Annotated in this window: 19 protein-coding genes; 2 read left to right on the forward strand and 17 right to left on the reverse strand. The window is 66.0% G+C overall.

What is annotated here, in order from left to right; translation table 11 throughout:
* Positions 1–24: 24 nt before the first annotated feature.
* Positions 25–2,661: a phosphoenolpyruvate carboxylase gene (gene ppc / locus THL1_RS22825; RefSeq protein ID WP_069085364.1), complete on the reverse strand. Its 2,637-nt coding sequence runs from the start codon at positions 2,659–2,661 to the stop codon at positions 25–27.
* A gap of 202 nt (positions 2,662–2,863) precedes the next feature.
* On the opposite strand from ppc, the gene THL1_RS22830 reads away from it, so the two are divergent.
* Positions 2,864–3,208 (forward strand): pilin assembly protein, encoded by a 345-nt coding sequence (locus tag THL1_RS22830; RefSeq protein WP_069085365.1) that lies wholly within the window; start codon positions 2,864–2,866, stop codon positions 3,206–3,208.
* A gap of 15 nt (positions 3,209–3,223) precedes the next feature.
* Here THL1_RS22830 and cadR read toward each other — a convergent pair whose 3' ends face one another.
* Positions 3,224–3,691 carry a Cd(II)/Pb(II)-responsive transcriptional regulator gene (cadR, locus tag THL1_RS22835; protein WP_069085366.1) on the reverse strand — a complete coding sequence of 156 codons (468 nt, stop codon included), beginning with the start codon at positions 3,689–3,691 and terminating at the stop codon, positions 3,224–3,226.
* Between the two features lie 75 nt (positions 3,692–3,766).
* Here cadR and THL1_RS22840 point away from each other — a divergent pair, with 75 nt between their 5' ends.
* A complete protein-coding gene (locus THL1_RS22840) occupies positions 3,767–5,950 on the forward strand; it encodes a heavy metal translocating P-type ATPase (RefSeq protein WP_069085367.1) in 2,184 nt (727 codons plus the stop codon).
* Between the two features lie 80 nt (positions 5,951–6,030).
* Here the strand turns inward: THL1_RS22840 and THL1_RS22845 are convergent, their stop codons facing one another.
* The 15 genes from THL1_RS22845 to THL1_RS22915 all read right to left on the reverse strand — a co-directional run bounded on the left by THL1_RS22845 (position 6,031) and on the right by THL1_RS22915 (position 21,824).
* Positions 6,031–6,531, reverse strand: a complete 501-nt coding sequence (locus tag THL1_RS22845) for an O-acetyl-ADP-ribose deacetylase (protein ID WP_069085368.1) — start codon at positions 6,529–6,531, stop codon at positions 6,031–6,033.
* A 31-nt stretch (positions 6,532–6,562) separates the two neighbouring features.
* Complete coding sequence (locus tag THL1_RS22850; RefSeq protein WP_069085369.1) at positions 6,563–6,886, reverse strand: hypothetical protein; 324 nt, start codon at positions 6,884–6,886, stop codon at positions 6,563–6,565.
* Complete coding sequence (locus tag THL1_RS22855; RefSeq protein WP_069085370.1) at positions 6,883–7,770, reverse strand: alpha/beta hydrolase; 888 nt, start codon at positions 7,768–7,770, stop codon at positions 6,883–6,885. The genes THL1_RS22850 and THL1_RS22855 overlap by 4 nt, the downstream gene beginning before the upstream one ends.
* A 345-nt stretch (positions 7,771–8,115) precedes the next feature.
* Entirely contained in the window at positions 8,116–9,261 is a 1,146-nt protein-coding gene (locus tag THL1_RS22860) for an IS110 family transposase (RefSeq protein ID WP_069082015.1), read from the reverse strand.
* A gap of 120 nt (positions 9,262–9,381) precedes the next feature.
* The gene (locus tag THL1_RS22865; protein WP_069085371.1) at positions 9,382–10,671 is read right to left on the reverse strand and encodes a flavohemoglobin expression-modulating QEGLA motif protein; all 1,290 of its coding nucleotides are present in this window, start codon (positions 10,669–10,671) and stop codon (positions 9,382–9,384) included.
* Between the two features lie 7 nt (positions 10,672–10,678).
* A complete protein-coding gene (locus THL1_RS22870; protein ID WP_069085372.1) occupies positions 10,679–11,233 on the reverse strand; it encodes a hypothetical protein in 555 nt (184 codons plus the stop codon).
* A 56-nt stretch (positions 11,234–11,289) separates the two neighbouring features.
* On the reverse strand, positions 11,290–12,003 hold the full coding sequence (locus THL1_RS22875) for a TetR/AcrR family transcriptional regulator (protein WP_069086610.1): 714 nt from the start codon (positions 12,001–12,003) through the stop codon (positions 11,290–11,292).
* 198 nt (positions 12,004–12,201) lie between these two features.
* Entirely contained in the window at positions 12,202–13,707 is a 1,506-nt protein-coding gene (lysS, locus tag THL1_RS22880) for a lysine--tRNA ligase (protein WP_069085373.1), read from the reverse strand.
* Positions 13,708–13,821: 114 nt separating this feature from the next.
* A protein-coding gene (gene prfB, locus THL1_RS29890) for a peptide chain release factor 2 (protein ID WP_145928371.1) occupies positions 13,822–14,917 on the reverse strand; the annotation gives its coding sequence in 2 pieces (ribosomal slippage) (positions 13,822–14,844 and positions 14,846–14,917; 1,095 coding nt in all).
* Between the two features lie 143 nt (positions 14,918–15,060).
* The gene (locus tag THL1_RS22890; RefSeq protein WP_069085375.1) at positions 15,061–16,086 is read right to left on the reverse strand and encodes a response regulator; all 1,026 of its coding nucleotides are present in this window, start codon (positions 16,084–16,086) and stop codon (positions 15,061–15,063) included.
* A gap of 34 nt (positions 16,087–16,120) precedes the next feature.
* Complete coding sequence (locus THL1_RS22895) at positions 16,121–17,125, reverse strand: chemotaxis response regulator protein-glutamate methylesterase (protein ID WP_069085376.1); 1,005 nt, start codon at positions 17,123–17,125, stop codon at positions 16,121–16,123.
* On the reverse strand, positions 17,122–19,395 hold the full coding sequence (locus tag THL1_RS22900; protein WP_069085377.1) for a hybrid sensor histidine kinase/response regulator: 2,274 nt from the start codon (positions 19,393–19,395) through the stop codon (positions 17,122–17,124). The genes THL1_RS22895 and THL1_RS22900 overlap by 4 nt, the downstream gene beginning before the upstream one ends.
* Positions 19,392–20,081, reverse strand: a complete 690-nt coding sequence (locus tag THL1_RS22905; RefSeq protein WP_069085378.1) for a chemotaxis protein CheW — start codon at positions 20,079–20,081, stop codon at positions 19,392–19,394. Before THL1_RS22905 ends, THL1_RS22900 begins: the two co-directional genes overlap by 4 nt.
* Complete coding sequence (locus THL1_RS22910) at positions 20,071–21,321, reverse strand: CheR family methyltransferase (protein ID WP_069085379.1); 1,251 nt, start codon at positions 21,319–21,321, stop codon at positions 20,071–20,073. The genes THL1_RS22905 and THL1_RS22910 overlap by 11 nt, the downstream gene beginning before the upstream one ends.
* Positions 21,318–21,824 (reverse strand): chemotaxis protein CheW, encoded by a 507-nt coding sequence (locus THL1_RS22915; protein ID WP_069085380.1) that lies wholly within the window; start codon positions 21,822–21,824, stop codon positions 21,318–21,320. The genes THL1_RS22910 and THL1_RS22915 overlap by 4 nt, the downstream gene beginning before the upstream one ends.
* Positions 21,825–21,827 lie beyond the last annotated feature (3 nt).

Consider the following 21,827-nt stretch of genomic DNA (forward strand, 5'->3'; position numbering starts at 1 on the left):
CCGGAAGTTGGAGGAAAACCGGCCTCAACCGGTGTTCCGCAAGCCTGCGGCAATGCCCGCCACACTCACCAGAAGGGCCTGTTCCAACGGGCCTTCGGTGTGCTGCTCGCAACGTCTGGACCGGGCCAGGAGCTCCGTCTGCAGCAGGTGCAGCGGGTCCAGGTAGGTGTTGCGCACGCTGATGGCTTCGCGGGTCTCAGGGCTCTGCGCCAGAAGCTCGGACTGACCGGTCAAAGCCAGTACCGAGGCGCACGCCTGCGACAATAGGTCGCGCAATTGCGCACCCAGTGATTCCAGCTCTTCAGGCACCAGTCGCTCGTCGTACAGCGCCGCGATGTTGGAATCGGCCTTGGCCAGGACCATCTCCAGCATGTCGATGCGGGTAGCGAAGAACGGCCAGCGCTCTCGCATCCGCGCCAGCAGCGGTGTTTCCCCGCGCCGCTGGGCGTTGGCCAGGGCCGTCTCCCAGCCCAGCCAGGCCGGCAGCATCAGGCGGGTCTGGGTCCAGGCGAAGATCCAGGGAATCGCCCGCAGGCTCTCCACCCCGCCAGCGCGGCGCTTGGCCGGGCGGCTGCCCAGGGGCAGGCGGCCGAGTTCCTGTTCCGGCGTCGCCTGTCGGAAGTAGTCGACGAACTGCGGGTGTTCACGCACCACCGCGCGATAGGCGGCAACGCCGTCACCAGCCAGCCGGTCCATCGCCGCACGCCAGGCCGGCTCGGGCTCCGGCGGCGGCAGCAGGGTGGCTTCCAGCACCGCCGCCAGGTAGGTGTTGAGGTTCTGCTCGGCGATGCCGGGCAGGCCGAATTTGAAGCGGATCATCTCGCCCTGTTCAGTGGTGCGGAAACGCCCCGCCACCGACCCCGGCGGCTGCGACAGGATGGCCGCATGGGCCGGACCGCCGCCGCGCCCGACAGTGCCCCCGCGGCCATGGAACAGCAGCAATTCGACCTGGTGCGCACGGCATATTTCCACCAGCCGCTCCTGCGCACGGTATTGCGCCCAGGCGGCTGCCACGGTGCCGGCATCCTTAGCCGAGTCGGAATAGCCGATCATCACTTCCTGCGGGCCGTGCAACCGCGCGCGGTAGCCGGGCAGGCCGAGCAGGCGGTCGATCGCCGGGCCTGCGTTGTCCAGATCCGCCAGGGTTTCAAAGAGTGGCACCACGCGAATCGGCCGTTGCAACCCGGCCTCCTTGAGCAGCAGTTGCACCGCCAGCACGTCCGAGGGCGCTCCCGCCATGGAGATCACATAGGAACCGAGTGACGCAGCCGGTGCGTTGGCCACCACCCGGCAGGTGGCAAGGACTTCTGCGGTGTCGGCGGAGGGCCGGTAATGGGACGGCAGCAGCGGACGGCGGTTGTCCAGTTCGCGCTGGAGGAAGGCCAGACGGCCCTCTTCATCCCATTCAGCGTAGTTGCCCAGCCCCAGGTAATCGGTGATCTCATCCAGCGCGGCGGCATGACGGGCAGCGTCCTGGCGAATATCCAGGCGTACCAGGAACAGGCCGAAGGTAGCCGCACGGCGCAGGCAGTCGAGCAGTGCCCCGTCAGCGACCACGCCCATTCCGCAGGCGTGCAGCGAGTGGTAGCAGAGCTCCAGGGGTTCCAGCAGCTGGGTGTTCTCGTGCAGCACGTCGGGGCCTGGGGGGCGTTCGGCCTCCAGCGCGGCCTCGGCCCAGGCACGGGTGGCCCGCAGGCGGTCACGCAGCTGCTTGAGCACCGCGCGGTAGGGCTCCGGATGAACGCCCACTCGCACGCGCAACTCGTCGCTGGCCTGCTGCATCGAAAGCTCGGCGGCCAGGTGATCGACATCGCGCAAATAGAGGTCAGCGGCCATCCAGCGCGCCAGCAGCAGCACCTGCCGACTGACGGTAGCCGTGACATTTGGGTTGCCGTCGCGGTCGCCGCCCATCCAGGAGGCGAAGCGCAGGGGCGCGGCCGTGAGCGGCAAGTACAGGCCGGTCGCGGCGTGCAACACCTGATCGACGTGCCGCAAGACGTTGGGCAGGGCGTGCCAGAGGGAATGCTCGATCACCGCGAAGCCCCATTTGGCCTCGTCCACCGGCGTCGGCCGGATACGACGGATTTCTTCGGTGTGCCAGGCTTCGGCAATCAATCGCAGCAAACGCTGGCGAACCCGCTCGCGCTCGGTGTCATTGAGATCGCCGTGGTCCTGGGCGGCCAGTTGCGCGGCCATGGCGTCGTACTTCTGGATCAGCGTGCGACGGGTGACTTCGGTGGGGTGGGCGGTCAGTACCAGTTCGATGTCCAGCCGCCCCAGGTGCCGAGCCAGCTGTTCCGGACCGTGACCGGCAGCGAGCAGACGCTGCAGCAGGTCGCCCAGCACATGCTCTTCGAAAGGCTGCGGTTCATCCGGGCCACGCCGGCGTATGCGGTGGTACTGCTCGGCGATGTTGGCCAGGTTGAGGAACTGATTGAAGGCACGGGCCACAGGTAGCAGTTCATCGTCGGTGAGCCCGTCGAGCGTCTCGTTGAGCTGGCGTTCGCCCTGCGCGGAACCCTGGCGGGCAGCCTTGGCACCCTTGCGGATGCGCTCGATCTTGTCGACGAAGGCCTCGCCCAATTGGGTGCGAATGGTGTCGCCGAGCAACTCGCCGAGCAGGTGGACATCCTCACGCAGTCGCGCGTCGATTTCGGCCATGACCCTTCCTCCATGCCTGTGTACGGCCTTCAGATTGCCCAGAGCGCCATGCAGATACAAGGGCGCGACGAACGGCGTCTCCGCGCGCGCCTGCGAGCTAGTCTGAACAATAGCCGCCATCACGAATGACGACTCCCGGGCGGCAGAGATCGCCCGGCGCTCAAAGCCACCCACCACCATGTGGGAAGAGGATGAGGTGTCTATGAAGATCCGAGAACTGGTCAGCCATTGGGAGCAGAACGCCAAGGGTCGCCTGACCCGCAGCGAATACAGCGTTCACCTGGATCTGGAGTCCGCCGCGCGGCTGGCGGCGCTCTCCGAGATGTACCCCAAACGCAGCGTCGAGGAACTGATCGGCGAACTGGTGGGCTCCGCCCTGGAGGAGCTGGAAGCCAGTTTCCCCTACGTCAGGGGCAGCCAGGTGGTCGCCACCGATGAGCAGGGCGACCCGCTCTATGAAGACATCGGGCCGACGCCGCGTTTCCTGGCCCTTTCACGCCGCTATCTACAGCAGCTGAGCGAGCAGCGCGACAGCACCAACCATTGAGCCGTCGCGGTCCGCTCAACCTCGCCGATGCACGCCTGGAACGTGCAGATGGCCTGTGTGTGCACATTCTTCGCTGGCCACGGGCGGCGGCCCGGGCTGCTCCAGTTCGCGAAGGATGCCGCAGGCCTCGCTGGCGCCCTCCCCACTGCAGCGCGCGCGCAGATCCTTGAGCTGGTCGCGCAGCGACTGCAGCTCGGCGATGCGCACCTCCACATGGTGCAGGTGCTCTTCGATCAGCCGGTTGGCGGTACCGCACTCGGCCTCGGGGCGGTCGCGCAGCGCCAGCAAGGCACGGATTTCTTCCTGGGTCATGTCCAGCGAGCGGCAGTGACGGATGAAGGACAGCCGCTCCACATGGGCCACGTCATACTGCCGGTAGTTGCCTGCACTGCGCGCGGGCGCTGGCAGGAGGCCCTCGCGCTCGTAATAGCGGATGGTTTCCACCGGGCAACCGGTAAGAGTGGCCAGTTCACCTATTTTCATTGCCTGCCTCCGCTTGACTCTGTAGTTGCTACAGGGTGTGCAATGGCGCTCGAAGCGTCAAACAGGAATTGACCCATGAGCCACCCTTGCTGCCACGACCATGACCACGCGCCCCGCTCCGCCACACCGGAGCTGGCCACCATCACCGCCACTGCCGAGCCGCGCTGGAGCCACCTGCGCATCGATGCCATGGACTGCCCCACCGAAGAGCGCCTGATCCGCGATGCCCTGGGCAAGGTGCCGGCCATTGAAGCCCTGGAGTTCAACCTGATGCAGCGCCTGCTGCGTGTGCGCCACCGTTTCGACGACGTGGAACCCCTGCAGCGCCTGATTGAAAGCCTGGGCATGCAGGCCGTGCCGCTGGCCGAAGGCGCTCCCGCCAGCACGCCGGCTCAGGCGAAGAAGCCCTGGTGGCCGCTGGCGCTCGCCGGTGTTGCCGCAATGGCGGCGGAAGCCTGCGAGTGGTTCGCCCTGGCGCCGGAATGGGCGATAGCCGGCCTGGCGGTCCTCGCCATCCTCGGCGCCGGGCTGCCCACTTACCGCAAGGGCTGGATCGCCCTGAAGAACCGCAACCTGAACATCAACGCGCTGATGAGCATCGCCGTCACCGGTGCCCTGTTGATCGGCCAGTGGCCCGAGGCGGCGATGGTCAGCGTGCTGTTCGCCATGGCCGAGCTGATCGAGGCCCGCTCGCTGGAGCGGGCGCGGGACGCCATTCGGGGCCTGCTGCAACTGGCCCCCGAGCAGGCCACGGTGTTCGAGAATGGCCAGTGGCGCGAACGCCCGGCCCGCGACGTGCAGCCCGGAGTCCGCCTGCGGGTGCGCCCCGGCGAACGCATCGCCCTGGACGGCGAAGTGCTGAGCGGTCGTTCCAGCGTCAACCAGGCGCCCATCACCGGCGAGAGCCTGCCGGTGGAGAAAGACTTGGGCGACCTGCTGTTCGCCGGCACCATCAATGGCGAAGGCGAACTGGAATACCGCGCCACCCGCACCGCCGACGACAGCACCCTGGCGCGTATCATCCACGCCGTGGAAGCCGCCCAGGGCTCGCGGGCGCCGACGCAACGCTTCGTCGACCAGTTCTCGCGCATCTATACCCCGGTGGTGATCCTCATTGCCATCCTTACCGCCCTGTTGCCCCCTCTGCTGTTCGACGGTATCTGGCTGGACTGGCTGTATCGCGCCCTGGTCCTGCTGGTGATCGCCTGCCCCTGCGCCCTGGTGATTTCCACACCGGTAACCATTGTCAGCGGCCTGGCCGCGGCAGCCCGTAGCGGCATCCTGATCAAGGGCGGGGTGTTCCTCGAGCTCGGCCGCAAGCTGGCCTGGGTGGCCCTGGACAAGACCGGCACCCTGACCGAGGGCCGTCCTCGCCAGACCGATGTCGAACTGCTGCTGGCGAGCGGAGGTGATCCCCGAGCCCTGGCCGCCAGCCTGGCGGCCCGTTCGGACCACCCGGTCTCCCAGGCCGTGGCGCGCGCCGCCGAAGCCGACGGCATCGCCCTCTACGCGGTGGATAACCTGGCCGCCTTGCCCGGCCGCGGCGTGACCGGCCAGATCGAGGGCCGCCGTTATCACCTGGGTAATCACCGCCTGGTAGAAGAATTCGGCCTCTGCTCACCGCCGCTGGAGGCGCGCCTGGACGCCCTGGAGGCACAGGGCAAGACGGTGGTGGCCCTGTGCAGCGAGAACGCCGTGCTGGCGCTGTTCGCCGTCGCCGACACGGTGCGTGACAGCAGCCGCGAAGCCATCGGCCAACTCCATGCGCTAGGGGTAAAGACCCTGATGCTCTCCGGTGACAACCCGCACACCGTGCAGGCCATCGCCCGCCAGGTGGGTGTGGACGATGCCCGTGGCAACCTGCTGCCGGAAGACAAACTCGCGGAAATCGGCCTGCGTCAGGCGGGCGGCGTGCCGGTGGGCATGGTGGGCGACGGCATCAACGACGCCCCGGCCCTGGCCCGCGCCGACATCGGCTTCGCCATGGGCGCCGCCGGAACCGATACCGCCATAGAGACCGCTGGCGTGGCGCTGATGGACGACGACCTGCGCAAGCTGCCGCAATTCATCCGCCTGTCCCGCCGCACCCACCGCGTGCTGATGCAGAACATCAGCCTGGCGCTGGGAATCAAAGCAGTGTTCCTGGCCCTGACACTGATGGGCGAAGGCACGCTGTGGATGGCGGTATTCGCCGATATGGGCGCCAGCCTGCTGGTGGTGTTCAACGGGTTGCGCTTGCTGTCGCCGAAATCGTTGTAGGTTGGGCTGAGGTACGAAGCCCAACGCCTCGGCGTCTGGCTCGGGCACAACCGTTGGGCTTCGCTGCGCTCAGCGCCAACCTACGAAAGTGCTTCCTGATAGAGCCGCACGATGTCCGCGCCGAAGGCCACCAGCAGCACCTCCTGCAAGCTGCTGCCTTCCGGCCTCGGCCGCTTCAGCTCGGCCACGGCGATCCGCGCCGCTGCGTCCAGCGGATAGCCATACACGCCACAACTGATCGCCGGAAAGGCGATGCTGGCCAGCCCCTCGGCTTCAGCCAGGGCCAGGCTGTTGCGGTAGCAGTTGGCGAGCAGTTCCGGCTCGCGGTGGTTGCCGCCGTGCCAGACCGGCCCGACGGCGTGGATCACGAAGCGCGCCGGCAGGCGGAAGCCCGGCGTGATGCGCGCCTCGCCCGTGGGGCAACCGCCGAGGGTGCGGCAGTGGGCCAGGAGTTCCGGGCCAGCGGCGCGGTGGATGGCACCGTCGACGCCCCCACCACCGAGCAGCGAGCTGTTGGCGGCATTGACGATGGCGTCGACGTTCAGGGCGGTGATATCGCCCTGCCAGATTCGAATGTCCATGAGACTCACCTCCATACCGGAGGCTAGCCCCTTATTTGACCTCTTGCGGGGTTTCCTGGCCCATGCAGCGCACGGCCTTGCGCTTGTTGTCCACCAGCACGCCGGTCAGGCCTTTCTGCTGGGTATCGAAGAGAACGAGCACGCCATCGATGCACTGGGCGACCTGCGGCGCCGGCTCCAGGGAAACCTTGTAGTCCTCACCGGGGACCGTCTTGAGCATGGTGAAGTCGGACAGCAGCAGGGCATCCTCGGGTTTGGCGAAGTGCAGGTAGCCGTAGAACCAGAGCACCATCACGGTGCCGACAATGCTGCCGATGCCGGTGAGGATCAGCGGGATAGGGTTGCGTTCGCTCATTGGGGACTCTCTGTATTCGGGACTTCGGCCAGCCGGCGCAATCCGACGAAGCCTTTCGGGTCTTCGAGGTAAAGCAGCATGACCTGCCGCCAGGTTGGATCGGCGAAGGTCTGCACGTGGCCGCCACGGACCGGCTGGAACACCCGCGGCGGGGGCGCAGCTTGATACAAGCGCACGCCGTTGGAAAGGGGCACCACCGGATCGTCGATGCTGTGGTAGATCAGCATGGGCAATCCTTTCAGTGCGCCGATGGCGCGAATGGCGCTGTCACCGTCCGGCACCAGCCAGGACAGCGGCACCTGCAGCGGCCAAGTGATCCAAGCGTTGGAGAGGCTGTACTGGGCGACTTCGCGGTAGCTGGCGGGTACACCATCGAGGACCAACGCCTTGAGTGCCGCACGCCGCTCGGGATGCTCCGCGAGGTAATGCACCGCCAGCGCGCCACCAATGCTCTGGCCAAGCATCACGACCGGTTTGTGCTGCACCTCCGGCGCCTGGTCGAGCCAGGCGAAGGCGGCGTCCATGTCCTGGTAGATCGCCGGTAAGCTGGGCGAACCCTCGGAGCGCCCGTAGCCCCGATAATCCAGCAACAGCACCTGGTAGCCTTGGGCCGGCAGCCACCAGCTGCCACCGAGATGGCTGGCGACATTGCCGCCGTTGCCATGCAGGTGCAGCACCGTCCCCTTCACCTCCACGCCCGGCTTGGCCGGCAGCCACCAGGCATGCAGGCGCGTACCGTCGGCCGCGCTCAGACTGATGTCGCGGTACTCCAGCCTGGCCTTTTCCGGGGTGAAGGACAGGTGACGGTCGGGGTAGAAGAGCAACGAACTGCAGCCTTGCAGGAGCAGAGCAAGGAGGATCAGCAGAGTGCGGGAAGCGGGCATGTGTATTTCCTTCCTGAAACATCACAGGCCAGCCCTGCGGGCTGGTTGGCGAATGAATTCGCCCCTTCTATGAAGATCTCGGTGTCAAGGCCTGTTCCTCCGATTCATGACTTGGGGCACGCATCAAGGCAGCGGGGCATGCTGCTCGTGAGACCTAGCGTCTCACCACCTTCTATCCGCTGGTCACGAGGACCAACACGATCCTGCTTGCGCGTTGCGCTCAGGCATACCCCTTTGCACCACACCCTTTCTACAAGATCGGTCATCGCGCTGATGACCCGGGCGAATTACGGGCGTGTTGACTGCGTAACTCTTTCGTCGCGGCTCGCTGGCTGAGTGGTGGTGTCAGGGCACGGCTTTCAGTGTTGCACCCGCCGGCAGCTCACCGCGCTCCAGGTAGCGCCACAAGGCGATCACCAGGCGTCGCGCCAGGGCCACGATCGCTACCCGTCGACTGCGACGGCAATCACCGCCGGCCTTCTTGGCGAACCAGTGGCTGAGGGCGCTGTTCGGCTGGTAGTGCAGCCATAGCCAGGCCTGTTCGACCAGCAGCGCGCGGACCCGGGGATTACCCTGCTTGCTGATGCCCTGGTCGACCCGCAGCGTGCCGCTGTCGTAGGGCGAGGGCACCAGGCCAACGCAGGCCCCCAACTGACGGCGGTTGCGAAACTGCCGCCAGAACAGCTCGAGTACCAGTTGCCGGGCGCCGACGGTGCCGATGCCGCGCAACTGGCTCAGTCGCGCCACTTGTTCGGCCTGGCGGGTGCCGAAGCGCTGCGCGTGTTCGTGCTCCAGCCGCCGCAGCTGGGTCCGGGCCTCCTGCCAGCGTTGCAGCTCCCGCTGCAGGCGGGCCTGCAGCGCCGCCCCCAGCGCCTGGCCAGCCCAGTCCTGCAGCGTGCCCTCGGCCAGTTGTTGGCGGCCGGCACGATCCAGCCGGGTCCAGCAGCCCACCGTCGCCAGCAGCTTCTCGATCCGGTTGCGGTGCTGCTGCAGCTCGCGCTGCAACTGCTGGCGCTCGCGCCCCCAGTGCCGGCGATCCTCGTCCTCGACGCTGGGCGGGCACACCACCTGAAAACGCCGCTGCTCGCCACGCAGCCAGGCCAGCAGGGCCTCCACCAGGCGCAAGGCGTCCAGCCGGTCAGTCTTGGCCAGACGCCTCCGCCGCGCCATCAGCAGGCTCGCTGGATCGATCACCAGGACCTCCAGCGCACGCGCCTGCAAGGCGCGCTGTAGCCAGAAGCCATCCTGGCCCGCTTCATACACCACGACCACTCTGGCGGACGCTGGCAACGCCCAGAGCGCGCGCGTCTCCGCGATCGTTTGCACCACCTGCTCCAGGCGCGCCAGGGGTTGCGGTGCGTCGACTGTCTTCAGCCGGGGGGCGCGCCGGGCATCACTCAGCGCCACTTTCCAACTGGCCCTGGCCAACTCCAGCGCCACTGCCAAGACCGGTTCGTTCGCACTATGCTGTTCAACGTAGGCCGTTCGCATGTCGATTCCTCCTCTGGGCCAAACCTTCTATCCCCCGGATTAAGAATCGGCGTGCGGGCGGCCTTTGCATAGGATCTACAGGGTTCCTGCCGTCTTGCCGGGAAAAACCCCGGCAGGCAGTCAGAGAATATTCGCGTAATCCGCCTCGATGCGCTCCAGGCTCAGGTGGTTGAGGAAGTTGGAGAAGCACATCCAGGCCGACAGCGCGTTGAGGTCGCGGAACTGCGGCGGCAGGTACTTGGGCGGCACCACCAGGCCCTCGTCCACCAGCTGGCGCAGGGTTCGGGTGTCTTCCAGGGTGGTCTTGCCACAGAACAGCAGCGGGATCTGCTCCAGCTTGCCTTTGCGTACGGCCAGCTGGATGTAGTTGTAGATCAGGATGAAGCCCTTCAGGTAGGACAGGTCCTTGGTGAACGGCAGCCCGCCCGGCAGCGAGCCACGGAAGGCGCGGCTGGCGCTGCCGTAGCTCTCCTCCATGCTGTAACCCTGCTCACGGTAGAAGTGATAGACCTCAAGGAAGTCGGCCCCCTCCTCCGCCATGTGGATGGCGCGGGTGCGGTTGGTCAGCCGGCGCAGGCGGGTCGGGTAGGAGGCGAAGGCAATCACTTCCATCAGGATCGCCAGGCCTTCCTGGGTGACGGTGGAAGACGGCGGGCCCTTGGAGAGGAAGGTGCAGATCGGCTGGTTCTGGCCATTCAGGGTGGTTCCCACGTGCACCAGGCCTTCGTGGACTTCCAGCGCGCGCACGTCGCGCTCGTTGAACAGGGCATCGGCGCGGATCTTGATGTAGTCGGCACCGGCCGCGGCGTCGGCGACGATGCCGTCGGACTCGATCACGCGAATGGTGTCATCGCCGAAGACCGCGCCCAGCCGGCTTTGCAGCAGGTCCACGGCATCCTTGGCGGTGAGGGTCTTGGCCTCGTCCTTGAGGTCGCCGCGATAGGCGATGTTGTTCAGGTAGTCGGAGAGCATCAGGCCGAGGTCGGCCAGGGTCGGGTCGCCTGCGTGGAAGGCATCGGAGGCGGCGCCGTAGAGTTCCTGGGAAATCAGGCCGAAATCCGCGGTGCCGCGCGCTTCGAGCATGCGGATGACCATGCGGTACTCCTTGCACATGCGCCGCATGATCTGCCCCACCGGGTTGAACTGGCCCAGGTGGCGCGTGATATCGCGCTCGATGTTCTGGAACTCCAGCTTCTTCTCGACCGAGTCGAAGGCCAGCGGGCGGCTCTCGTAGTAGGCGCGGTCCACCGGGGGCATGGCCTTGCCCTTGTGCTTGAGAAAACCCTGGCGGACGCTGTCGTCCCACTTCACGGCGTCCAGCACGCGGATCGGCGTCTGCGCCAGGACGATGCGGTCGGACAACGCGCGGATGGTCTTCTGGTAGTCGTCGGGCAACTTGCGGCGGCTCATCGGCGACTCACTCCTCGGCTGAGCGCTGGTAACGCGCCACTTCAACAAAGACATCGGAGTTGGCCGGGTCATCCAGCCAGCCGAAGACGACGTCCAGCGGGCTGGTGATGAGTACGCCATCGCCCTCCGGCATTTCCACGGCCCGGCCCTGGAACTTGCCGTCCTGCACTTCCTGCTCGATGCGCTCGACGTCCAGGTTGTAGACCACCAGTTCATTGTCGGTGGTCAGCTCGAAGCCGACGATGGCGAAATTGGCGCCGAGCTTCTTCGGCAGGCCCGCGGACAGGTACCAGCGACGGCCATGGCGGGCGACAGTGAAGCCGAACTCTTCCATCGCCTCCAGATTGTCCTTGCTGCCTTCAAAGCTACGCGCCTTGTAGATGTTGGAGCCGGAGCGGCTGATCTCCAGATACTGCCGCTCGCCCCACTCGTCCTTGCGGGTCCAGTCCCCAAGAAGGGGAATGGGGGCCGGCTCATTGGCCGGAATCGGATCCTTGAAGGTGACCAGGCAGCCGCCCAACAGCAGGAAGGACAGGGCAACCACGGCACGCCAGACGTTCATCTCGCTCTCCTTGTGATAACGAAAAACCCCGCTGAAGCGGGGTTTGATCTACGCGCTCAGAGTCCCATCACCAGATACAGGTAGCGTTTCAGGACGGCTCGCATCTCGTCGATGTCGAGGTTTTCCACCCCATCGAGAAGGCCCTGATATTCCATCCGCAGAATGATAGCCGTCAATACCTTGGCGTCTTCGGCGGGCTCTGCCGAGCCCAGTACCTGGAAGAAATGCTCCGCGCCCTGCGAGAGTATCCTGCGATGTGCGTCAGCCAGATTACGCAGACCGGCATTGAGCAGCGCTTCCTGGCGGAAGGCGTGTTCGGCCAGGAGTTGATCGCGGTTCTCCTCCAGCTGGCTGCGCACGTACTGGATGGCCAGTTCGACGATCTGTTCGGTCATTTTCCGGCGCGAGTCGCCGTCGCGGCTGAGCACGGCAGCAATGGCCTGCAGGTCGTCCTCCACGCTGGCCCAGAAAGCTGCCATCACCGCCGAGCTGCGCTCCACGAACTGGGCGAAGGTGTCGGTGATGAGGTCGTTGATGTCCTTGAAGTAGTAGGTGGTGGCCGAGAGCGGCACCTGGGCCTCGGCGGCCACTGCACGATGGCGCACGGCACGCACGCCGTCGCGGACGATGATGCGCATCGCGGCATCGAGAATCGCCTGGCGACGCTGTTCGCTGCCCTGGCGGCTGGCCTTGCGGCCCTGGTACTTCACGCTTTCGGCTACCGCGCTGGCCAAGCGGGCGGCACTGTCACTACGGGACGACTGGTTCAAGACGGGAAACCCTCCGAACTCACACAAGGTGAAAGTGTTGACCATTTATCCGGCTAATCAATGCAGGAGCAGGCAAGAAAAAGGCTCTGTCGACCCTGAAGAGCGCTTTTCAGGAGTGGTGCTGGCGGCAAAAGGTTCAATTGCCGGACTCCAGCCAAGAAAAAACCGCCCGAAGGCGGTTTCTTTCTTACTCCTGCATCAAGCCTGGGGCCGCATGTGCGGGAACAGGATGACGTCACGAATAGACGGCGAATTGGTGAGCAACATCACAAGGCGGTCGATACCGATGCCTTCGCCAGCGGTGGGCGGCATGCCGTATTCCAGGGCGTTGACGAAGTCGGCGTCGTAATGCATCGCCTCATCGTCACCGGCGTCCTTCTCCCTGACCTGCAGCATGAAGCGCTCGGCCTGGTCCTCGGCATCGTTCAACTCGGAATAGGCGTTGGCGATCTCGCGGCCACCGATGAACAGCTCGAAGCGGTCGGTAACGCTCGGGTCCTGGTCGTTGCGGCGCGCCAGCGGCGACACTTCGAACGGGTACTGGGTGATGAAGTGCGGCTGCTCCAGCTTGTGCTCCACCAGTTCCTCGAAAATCATCACCTGCAGCTTGCCCAGGCCTTCGTGGCCAAGAACCTTGGCGCCGGCCTTCTTGGCGATCGCACGGGCCGTCTCGACATCCTTGAGGTCGGCGGCGCTGATCTCCGGGTTGTACTTGAGGATGGCGTCGAACACGGACAGGCGGACGAACGGCTCGCCGAAGTGGAAGACCTTGTCGCCGTAAGGCACGTCGGTGGTGCCGAGCACCGCCTGGGCCAACTCGCGGAACAGCTCCTCGGTCAGGTCCATGTTGTCTTCGTAGTCGGCATAGGCCTGGTAGAACTCGAGCATGGTGAACTCGGGGTTGTGCCGGGTCGAAACGCCTTCGTTACGGAAGTTGCGGTTGATCTCGAAGACCTTCTCGAAACCACCAACCACCAGGCGCTTGAGGTACAGCTCCGGCGCGATACGCAGGAACATGGCCATGTCCAGCGCATTGTGATGGGTCGCGAACGGTTTGGCCGCCGCACCACCGGGAATGGTCTGCAGCATCGGGGTTTCCACTTCGAGGAAACCACGCTCGGACAGGAAGCGACGGATGTGGGCAATGACCTGCGAACGCACGCGGAAGGTATTGCGGGTTTCCTCGTTGACGATCAGGTCGACGTAGCGCTGGCGATAACGCTGCTCGGTGTCGGTCAGACCGTGGTGCTTGTCCGGCAACGGGCGCAGCGACTTGGTCAGCAGGCGCACGCTGGTCATTTCGACGTACAGGTCGCCCTTGCCGGAACGGGCCAGGGTGCCTTCGGCGCCGATGATGTCGCCCAGGTCCCAGGTCTTGATCTCAGCCAGGGTCTCTTCCGGCAGGGTCTTGCGGTTGACATAGACCTGCAGGCGGCCGCTGCTGTCCTGCAGGACGATGAAGGAACCACGGTTGAGCATGATGCGACCGGCGACCTTGACCGGGATGGCGGCTGCTTCCAGCTCTTCCTTGGTCTTGTCGGCATACTGCTTCTGCAGGTCCGCGAAGTAGTCGTCGCGGCGGAAGTCATTGGGGAAGGCGATGGCCCTGGCTTCGCGCACAGCGGCAAGTTTTTCCTTGCGCTGGGCGATCAGCTTGTTTTCTTCCTGTTGCAGTTCGTGCTGGTCGAGTTGTAGGTCGCTCATGGTCGTTCTATCTGCCTGGCGTCTATTTCAATTGGGTAACCGTAGGAGCCGGCTTGCTCGCGAAGTTCTCGATGCGGTTCGCGAGCAAGCTTGCTCCTACAAAAGTGCGGCGCGTCAAAGCCCCTGTTTCAGGCTGGCTTCCAGGTACTCGTCCAGGTCGCCGTCCAGCACCTTGTCGCAGTCGCTGCGTTCCACGCCGGTGCGCAGGTCCTTGATCCGCGACTGGTCGAGTACGTAGGAGCGAATCTGGTGGCCCCAGCCGATGTCGGACTTGGTGTCTTCCAGGGCCTGGGACGCGGCGGTGCGTTTCTGCATTTCCTGCTCGTACAACTTGGCCCGCAGCATTTTCATGGCGGTGTCCTTGTTGGCGTGCTGGGAGCGTTCGTTCTGGCACGCCACCACGGTGTTGGTCGGCACGTGGGTGATACGCACCGCGGAGTCGGTGGTGTTCACGTGCTGACCGCCCGCGCCGGAGGAGCGGTAGGTATCGATGCGCAGGTCCGCCGGGTTGATCTCGATCTCGATGTTGTCATCGATCTCGGGCGAGACGAACACGGCAGTGAACGAGGTGTGGCGACGGTTGCCCGAGTCGAACGGGCTCTTGCGCACCAGGCGGTGCACGCCGATCTCGGTGCGCAGCCAGCCGAAGGCGTACTCGCCCTTCACATGGACGGTGGCGCCCTTGATGCCGGCGACTTCGCCTTCGGACAGTTCGATGATGGTGGCGTCGAAGCCGCGCTTGTCGGCCCAGCGCAGGTACATGCGCAACAGCATGTTGGCCCAGTCCTGGGCTTCGGTGCCGCCGGAGCCGGCCTGGATGTCCAGGTAGGCGTTGTTCATGTCCATCTCGCCGCTGAACATACGGCGGAACTCCAGCTTCTCGAGGATCTCGCGCAGGCGTTCGACTTCGCTGGCGACGTCGTTCACCGCGCCTTCGTCGTTCTCCTCAACGGCCATGTCCAGCAGGTCGCGGGAGTCGGCCAGGCCGCCCTGGAGGTCGTCCAGGGTTTCGACGATCTGCGCCAGCTGGGCGCGCTCACGGCCAAGATTCTGGGCGTATTCGGGGTTGTTCCAGACGTTGGGATCTTCGAGTTCGCGGTTTACTTCGACGAGACGATCATGCTTTTGATCGTAGTCAAAGATACCCCCGAATAGACAGGGTGCGATCGGAGAGGTCCTTGATGCTGTTCAGGATCGGGTTGATTTCCATGGCTGGAAGCGCTCGCTGGCAAAACTTTCGGAAAAGCCGGCGAGTATACCCGAGTCACTGAATGCCGGCAGCATCCCAGCCGCGATTTGCCCCGATCCGGCGACGCACGGGCCAACCCGGCGGCGCCGATCGCAGACAGTCGCTCAGTGCCTGGCGGCAGGCACCGCCAGGGCCACCTGGTTGCGGCCATTGTTCTTCGCCTGGTAGAGCCCCTGGTCGGCCGTGTCCACCAGCAGCAGGGAGGGCTGGCCGGTCTTGGGGACCAGGGTGGCCACGCCAATGCTGACGCTCAGCACCGAACCGGCCACCGGCTTGTCGTGGGGAATGGCCAGCGCCTCGATGCTGCGCCGAACCTTCTCGGCCAGCAGTCGCGCCCCGCCGCTGGCCGTGCCCGGCAGCACCATGGCGAACTCCTCGCCGCCGTAGCGCGCCGCCAGATCGGTAGCACGGCTGCCGGATGCACGGATGGCCTCGGCCACACGGCGCAAGGCCTCGTCGCCGGCCACATGGCCGAAACTGTCGTTGTAGCCCTTGAAGTGGTCCACATCGATCATCAGCAGCGAAAGCTCGCTCTGCTCACGCAGGGCACGTCGCCACTCCATGTCCAGGTACTCGTCGAAGTGCCGACGGTTGGACAGGCCGGTCAGGCCGTCGGAGTTCATCAGGCGCTGCAGCACCAGATTGGTTTCCAGCAGCTGTTGCTGGCTTTCACGCAGGGCGCGGTGGGCCTCGTCGCGCTGCAGCAGCGTGACGTAGGAGCGCGAGTGGTAGCGGATACGCGCCACCAGCTCGATCGCATCGGGCAGCTTGACCAGATAGTCGTTGGCCCCTGCGGAGAAGGCCGCGCTTTTCACCGTGGGCTCTTCCTTGGTCGACAGGACGATGATCGGCACATCGTGCAGGGCTGGCACCGCCCGGTACTTGGCCAGGAGGCTCAAGCCATCGACGCCGGGCATCACCAGGTCCTGGAGGATGACCGTAGGCTTGAGCTGCAGGGCCAGCGAGACCGCCTGCAGCGGGTCGGCGCAGAAATGGAAGTCGATGCCCGGCTCGGTTATCAGCGCTCGACGAACCGTTTCACCGATCATGGCCTGGTCATCGACCAGCAAGACCATGACCGAAGGCTCCACCGGAGTCATGTCCACAGGGCTTCGATAGGGGTATTGCATAACGCTCTCCGGGCCCTTTGGCCTGAGGTGAAATTCATCCAAATGCCTCCACCAGCCGGGGCGCGATGCGCTCCAGGGCGAGTATTTCCACTGCCGCGCCAATGGCGGCGGCGGCCTTGGGCATTCCGTAGACGGCGCAGCTGGCCTGGTCCTGGGCGATGGTCAGGAAACCCCGGCCACGCATGCGTTTGAGGCCTTCCGCGCCGTCCCGGCCCATGCCGGTGAGCAGCACGCCGACGGCCTCGCCTTTCCAGTGCTCCACCAGGCTGTCGAAAAACACGTCGATGGACGGACGGTATACATGGCTGGTGGGTTCGGCGGTATAGGCCAACGTGCCATTGTTCATCAGTCGCAGGTGATTGTTGGTGCCCGCCAGCAGGATCGCCCCTGGCTGCGGCGGCTCGCCCTCCCGCGCCAGGCGCACCGGCAAGCGGGACTCCCGCGCCAGCCATTCGGCCATGCCGGCCGCGAAGACTTCGTCCACGTGCTGGACGAGCACCACCGCGGCGGAAAAATGCTCCGGCAGCTGCTTCAGCAACTGCGCCAGAGACGCCGGTCCTCCGGCCGAGGCCCCGATGGCCACCAGGCGCTGGCCACCGCTGCGCGAAGGGCGCGGATCGGCGGTACCCCGGCCACGGAGGTCGCGCTGGCCTATCAGCCAGCCGATGTTCTGGATCTTGCGCAACAGCAGCGCGGCTTCCTGCGCCTGGCCACTGCCGAGCCCCGGGGTATTCACCGCATCCAGGGCGCCGTGACCCATGGCTTCGAACACCCGGTGCACGTTCTGCTCGATATCCACCGTGACGATGAGAATGGCGCAGGGGCTGCGCGCCATGATCTGGCGGGTGGCTTCGACGCCGTCCATCACCGGCATCAGGAGGTCCATCAGCACCACATCCGGCACATCGCGACCGCAGAACTCGACCGCCTCTGAACCGTTGGCTGCAATCCAGGCAATCTGGTGCGCCGGCTCCAGCGCCAGTGCCCGACGCAACGCCTCCACTGCCAGGGGCATATCGTTGACTATCCCTATCCTCATCCTTGAGCCTCCCCGATCAGCATGACCACCGCCTCCAGCAACGCTTCGTCGTGGAAGCTGGCCTTCGCCAGATAATAGTCGGCGCCAGCATCCAGGCCACGACGCCGGTCCTCTTCACGATCCTTGTAGGACACCACCATCACCGGCAGCGATTGCAGCCGGTTGTCGCGACGGACCAGGGTGACCAGCTCGATACCGTCCATGCGCGGCATGTCGATGTCAGTGATCAGCAGGTCGAAATGTTCCGAGCGCAGGGCGTTCCAGCCGTCCATGCCGTCCACCGCCACGGCCACGTCGTAGCCGCGACTGGCCAGCAGCTTGCGCTCCAGCTCGCGCACGGTGAGCGAGTCGTCTACCACCAGCACGCGCTTGCGCTGGACGCCGGCGCCCTGTCGGCCGCTGCGGTCGACCTTCTCCAGGCGGCCGCTGCCGAGCAGCTTGCCGACGGAGTTGAGCAGGTCCTCGACGTCGAGGATCAGCACCGGCCGGCCATCGTCGAGCAAGGCCCCTGCGGACAGGTCCTGGACCTTGCCCAGGCGTGGGTCCAGCGGCATCACCACCAGGGTGCGCTCGCCAATGAAACGTTCAACGGCCAGGCCGTAGCAGGTATCGCGTTCGCTGATCAGCACCACCGGAATGCCGGCCTCGTCGCGATGGCCCTCGGCGCACTGGAGGATCTGGCTGGCCGAAACCAGGCCAACGTGCCGCCCTTCGTGCCAGAAATGCTGGCGGCCTTCGAGCTGGACAATATCTTCGTGCTGCAACCGGGTCATGCGTTCGATGTGGGCCAGCGGGAACGCATAGGCTTCGCCCCCCACTTCCACCACCAGGCTGCGCACCACCGACAGGGTCAGCGGCACCTCCAGGTGGAAGCAGGCGCCCTGCCCACTCCGCTGCTCCATGCGCACGCCGCCGCGCAACTGGCGCATCATGTGCTGCACCGCATCCAGGCCAACGCCGCGTCCGGACACCTCGGTGACCCGGTCACGCATGCTGAACCCCGGCAGGAAGAGGAATGCCAGCAGCTCCTCCTCGACCATTCGTGCGGCGGTTTCGGAGCTGGCGAACTCGCGGGCAACGATGGCATCGCGAAGACGCTCCAGATCCACACCGGCGCCATCGTCGGACAACTCCAGCAGCAACATCCCCGCGTGGTGGCGAGCATGCAGGCGGATCACGCCTTCCTCCGGCTTGCCCTGGCGCGCACGCACCTGCGGGCTCTCGATGCCGTGGTCCACGGCGTTGCGCAGCAGGTGAGTCAGGGGCGCTTCCAGGCGCTCCAGCACATCGCGGTCGACCTGGGTAGTTTCACCGCTGACGTCCAGACGCACCGGCTTGCCAAGGGAACGACCGAGGTCACGGACCATCCGCGCCTGGCCGGCCAGTACATCGGCAAAGGGCCGCATGCGCGAGGCCAGGGCGGCGTCATAGAGCAACTGGGCGCGCTGTCCGCCCTGCCAGCCGAACTCGTCGAAGTCTGCCATGTAGCCCGCGAGCATCTGCTGGCATTCGCCGAGCAATTGCCGCGCCTCGCCCAGCATGGCCTGGGCCTGTGGGTCGAGGGAGCCGTCCAGCACCGATTCGCGGGCCACGTCCAGGGCACGGCTGGCGCTGGCCTGGAGGCGCTTCAGGCGAGACAGCGCGTCGGTCAGCGGCTTGATGCGCTGGAACTCCACCAGCGACTTGCTGGAAATATCCAGCAGCAGGTCGAGCCGCTCGGCACTGACCCGCAGAACCCGGTCGCGGGTCTCGGCAGCGCCGTCGGCGACGACGGGCACCTCCAATTCACGCGGCATCGGCTCCGGCAATGGCGCCGCCGGAGTGATCGGGACGGGAATGACCGGTTCAATGAGTTCCAGGGTCGAGTGCGGCGGCGCGCTGGGCTGACCCTGAAGCCGGGCGATCAGCGCGTCGATGGCCGACTGGCCGGCACTGTCTGCCCATTCGGCATCGCCGCCAATACGCAGCAGCAGGTCGGAACCCTGCAACAGCGCGTCGATGTTGTCCGGCTGCAGGCGCAGGTAGCCCTGGCGGGCAGCCTCCAGCAAATCCTCCATCACATGAGCCACACGCACCCCGGCGTCCAGCCCGACGATACGCGCCGCCCCCTTGAGGGAGTGAGCCGCGCGCATGCAGGCCTCCAACTGATCGGCCTGGGTGGGGTTGCGCTCCAGCACCAGCAGTCCGGTATTGAGCACCTGGGTCTGGGCTTCCGCCTCAAGGCGGAACAGTTCCAGCAAGGAGGCATCGCGCATCTGGTCCGGGGTCATGCCAGGCTCCTTGCCATCGCCTGCACCAGCAGGCCTTCGTCCAGCAGCGTGATGCTGCGGCCACGCCACTGCACCACGCCCGAGGCGAACTGGCGCGCGGCCAGATCGGGGGTGCGGCCGGGTTCCAGGACCGCGTCCAGGGGAATGTCATGAATCCCGTCAACCTCATCCACCGGCGCTACCAGCGGCCCGCCCTGGCTGGCGAGGATCAGCAGCCTCGGCACCACACGACGTTCCCCGGCCGTTCCGCTGCCCTTTTCCAGCCCCAGCAATTCGCTGAGAGAAAGACAGGCCACCAGGGCGCCACGCACGTTGGTCACGCCCAGCAACGCCAGGGAGCGCTGATGCGGCAGGGTATGAATGGGGCTGATGGCAGCCACTTCCACCAGGCAACGGGTGGCCAGCCCCAGCCACTCCTCGCCCAGACGGAACACCAGGGTGGAGCGCCACTCACGGTCGTCGTCCTCGACCTCCGCGGCAGGGGCGGCGGCAATGTCTTCGCGGACCAGGGCGTAGCGATCGAGCAACAGGGTGGCGGCCGCCGCATGCGCCTCGCAATTACGGCAGTGCACATGGGTTGCCAGGCGCTCGCAGGACTTGTCGCCGTGCACGCCGATGCGGTTCCAGCAATCATCCACCGCCAGCAGTTGGCCGCTGGCGATCAGGGGCAGGTGGTTATCGGCCATGGTTATTCACTCCCCGATTGGCGCGCTGCTGCAGACGCTCCGCACCGGCGCGGTCGCCACGGGCCGCGAGCAGCGCGGCCAGGTGGGCCAGTGCTTCGGCGTGCAGCGGCACCAGGTAGAGCGCCTTGCGGTAATAGTCCTGGGCCTCATCGGCCTTACCAGCTACATCGCTGAGCAGGCCGAGCCAGTAGAAAGCATCGGCCGAGGGGCCGTGGGCGGCGAGAAACGCCTCGCACGCCACCCGCGCTTCGTTGCTGCGGCCGCTGTTGGCCAGACCAGCGATTTCCGCCAGGGCCGCGTCTCGACTTTCCTTCGCAGCGGGTGCCTTCGGCGCTTCCGGCTTCGGCAGCGGCGCGCGCGGACGTGCCAGGGCCCGTCTGGGCAGTGGCATTGGAATAACCGGCGTCGGCGCCTGGGCACGCGCCTTGTGCGGTTTCGCCGACGGCTGCGGCGGTGTGTGACGGAACACGAACGCCTGTGGATATCCCAGCGGCTGCATGCCCTGCTGGCTGAGCAGGCTGGCCTCCGCCGGGCCGATGAACATAGCGCCATCCCGGAGCATCAGGCGCTTTAGCACCTCCACCACGGCGCCCTGGGTCGCCCGGTCGAAATAGATCAGCAGGTTGCGACAGAAGACGAAATCGTAGGGCGGCTGCCCGGCGAGCACGCCGGGGTCCAGCAGGTTGCCCTGCATGAAGCGCACCCTGGACGCCACCTGCTGGGCCAGCGCGAACCCCTCGCCGGTCGGAATGAAATGTCGCTCGCGATAGCCGAGGTCGTCGCCGCGGAAGGAGTTGCGCCCATACCAACCCTGGCGCGCCCGCTCCAACACCCGCTCGCTGATGTCCATCGCGTCGACCTGGAACAGGCCCGGCGCCAGGCCGGCATCCAGCAGCGCCATGACGATGGAGTAGGGTTCCTCTCCCGTCGAACAGGGCAGGCTGAGAATTCGCAATGGGCGGCCGCCAGCCAGGCTCGGCAGGCGCTCGAACGCCAGGCGCCCGAGCGCTGCGAAGGATTCGGGATAACGGAAGAACCAGGTTTCCGGCACCACCACCGCTTCCACCAGCGCCTGTTGCTCGACCGGCGAGACGTTGAGGGTGGTCCAGTAGGCGTCTTCGTCACGACTGCCGCAGGCGTTCATCCGCTGGCGTACCGCGCGTTCGATCACCACCCGGCCGACGGACTCGGCCTCCAGGCCGATGCGATGCTTCAACAGGGCTTCGAAGCGCTCGATCATGCCGCGCCCTCCGCAGCCGGGAACAGCAGGGCCCGGACGTCTTCCGGCAGCAGGTCCTCCACACGGATGCACTGCACCAGGCCATCGCGCCCCTGGTAGACCGGCCCCAGGTAACGCGCACCGCCCTGCTCCAGGCCGTAGTCACGAAACTCATCCGGGCGGCAACGCAAGGTGTCGGTGGCCTGTTCGAGTATCAGCCCCAGCCAGCGCGAACGGCCATCCAGCGGGTAATTCACCAGCACCAGCCGGGTGCTGGTCCGTACCTGGGCGCGATGGCCGAGGGCGAGTACGCCCAGGTCCAGCACCGGCACCAGCACGCCGCGATGGGCAAACACGCCGGCGACCCAGGCGGGCGCCTCGGGCACCTGTTTGACGTGTTGCAGCGGCAGCACTTCCACCACGTCCTGGACATCCAGCGCATAGCGGTCGCCGCCCATGCGGAACTGCAGGTAGAGCCTGCCCCTGACCGTACGAGCCGGGGCGTGGGTTCGACTCGGGCACATGGC

It is taken from the genome of Pseudomonas sp. TCU-HL1 (genome assembly GCF_001708505.1).
Classification (GTDB): Bacteria; Pseudomonadota; Gammaproteobacteria; order Pseudomonadales; family Pseudomonadaceae; genus Metapseudomonas.

What these genes read in the sequence shown, in the direction of transcription:
- THL1_RS22850 (WP_069085369.1), bottom strand. Translation starts at nt 6,886, where the DNA reads ATGAGCGAACGCAACCCTATCCCGCTGATCCTCACCGGCATCGGCAGC.
- THL1_RS22895 (WP_069085376.1), bottom strand. Translation starts at nt 17,125, where the DNA reads ATGAGGATAGGGATAGTCAACGATATGCCCCTGGCAGTGGAGGCGTTG.
- THL1_RS22855 (WP_069085370.1), bottom strand. Translation starts at nt 7,770, where the DNA reads ATGCCCGCTTCCCGCACTCTGCTGATCCTCCTTGCTCTGCTCCTGCAA.
- THL1_RS22915 (WP_069085380.1), bottom strand. Translation starts at nt 21,824, where the DNA reads ATGTGCCCGAGTCGAACCCACGCCCCGGCTCGTACGGTCAGGGGCAGG.
- THL1_RS22905 (WP_069085378.1), bottom strand. Translation starts at nt 20,081, where the DNA reads ATGGCCGATAACCACCTGCCCCTGATCGCCAGCGGCCAACTGCTGGCG.
- ppc (WP_069085364.1), bottom strand. Translation starts at nt 2,661, where the DNA reads ATGGCCGAAATCGACGCGCGACTGCGTGAGGATGTCCACCTGCTCGGC.
- lysS (WP_069085373.1), bottom strand. Translation starts at nt 13,707, where the DNA reads ATGAGCGACCTACAACTCGACCAGCACGAACTGCAACAGGAAGAAAAC.
- THL1_RS22910 (WP_069085379.1), bottom strand. Translation starts at nt 21,321, where the DNA reads ATGATCGAGCGCTTCGAAGCCCTGTTGAAGCATCGCATCGGCCTGGAG.
- THL1_RS22860 (WP_069082015.1), bottom strand. Translation starts at nt 9,261, where the DNA reads ATGCGAACGGCCTACGTTGAACAGCATAGTGCGAACGAACCGGTCTTG.
- THL1_RS22845 (WP_069085368.1), bottom strand. Translation starts at nt 6,531, where the DNA reads ATGGACATTCGAATCTGGCAGGGCGATATCACCGCCCTGAACGTCGAC.
- THL1_RS22840 (WP_069085367.1), top strand. Translation starts at nt 3,767, where the DNA reads ATGAGCCACCCTTGCTGCCACGACCATGACCACGCGCCCCGCTCCGCC.
- THL1_RS22870 (WP_069085372.1), bottom strand. Translation starts at nt 11,233, where the DNA reads ATGAACGTCTGGCGTGCCGTGGTTGCCCTGTCCTTCCTGCTGTTGGGC.
- THL1_RS22890 (WP_069085375.1), bottom strand. Translation starts at nt 16,086, where the DNA reads ATGCAATACCCCTATCGAAGCCCTGTGGACATGACTCCGGTGGAGCCT.
- cadR (WP_069085366.1), bottom strand. Translation starts at nt 3,691, where the DNA reads ATGAAAATAGGTGAACTGGCCACTCTTACCGGTTGCCCGGTGGAAACC.
- THL1_RS22900 (WP_069085377.1), bottom strand. Translation starts at nt 19,395, where the DNA reads ATGACCCCGGACCAGATGCGCGATGCCTCCTTGCTGGAACTGTTCCGC.
- THL1_RS22830 (WP_069085365.1), top strand. Translation starts at nt 2,864, where the DNA reads ATGAAGATCCGAGAACTGGTCAGCCATTGGGAGCAGAACGCCAAGGGT.
- THL1_RS22865 (WP_069085371.1), bottom strand. Translation starts at nt 10,671, where the DNA reads ATGAGCCGCCGCAAGTTGCCCGACGACTACCAGAAGACCATCCGCGCG.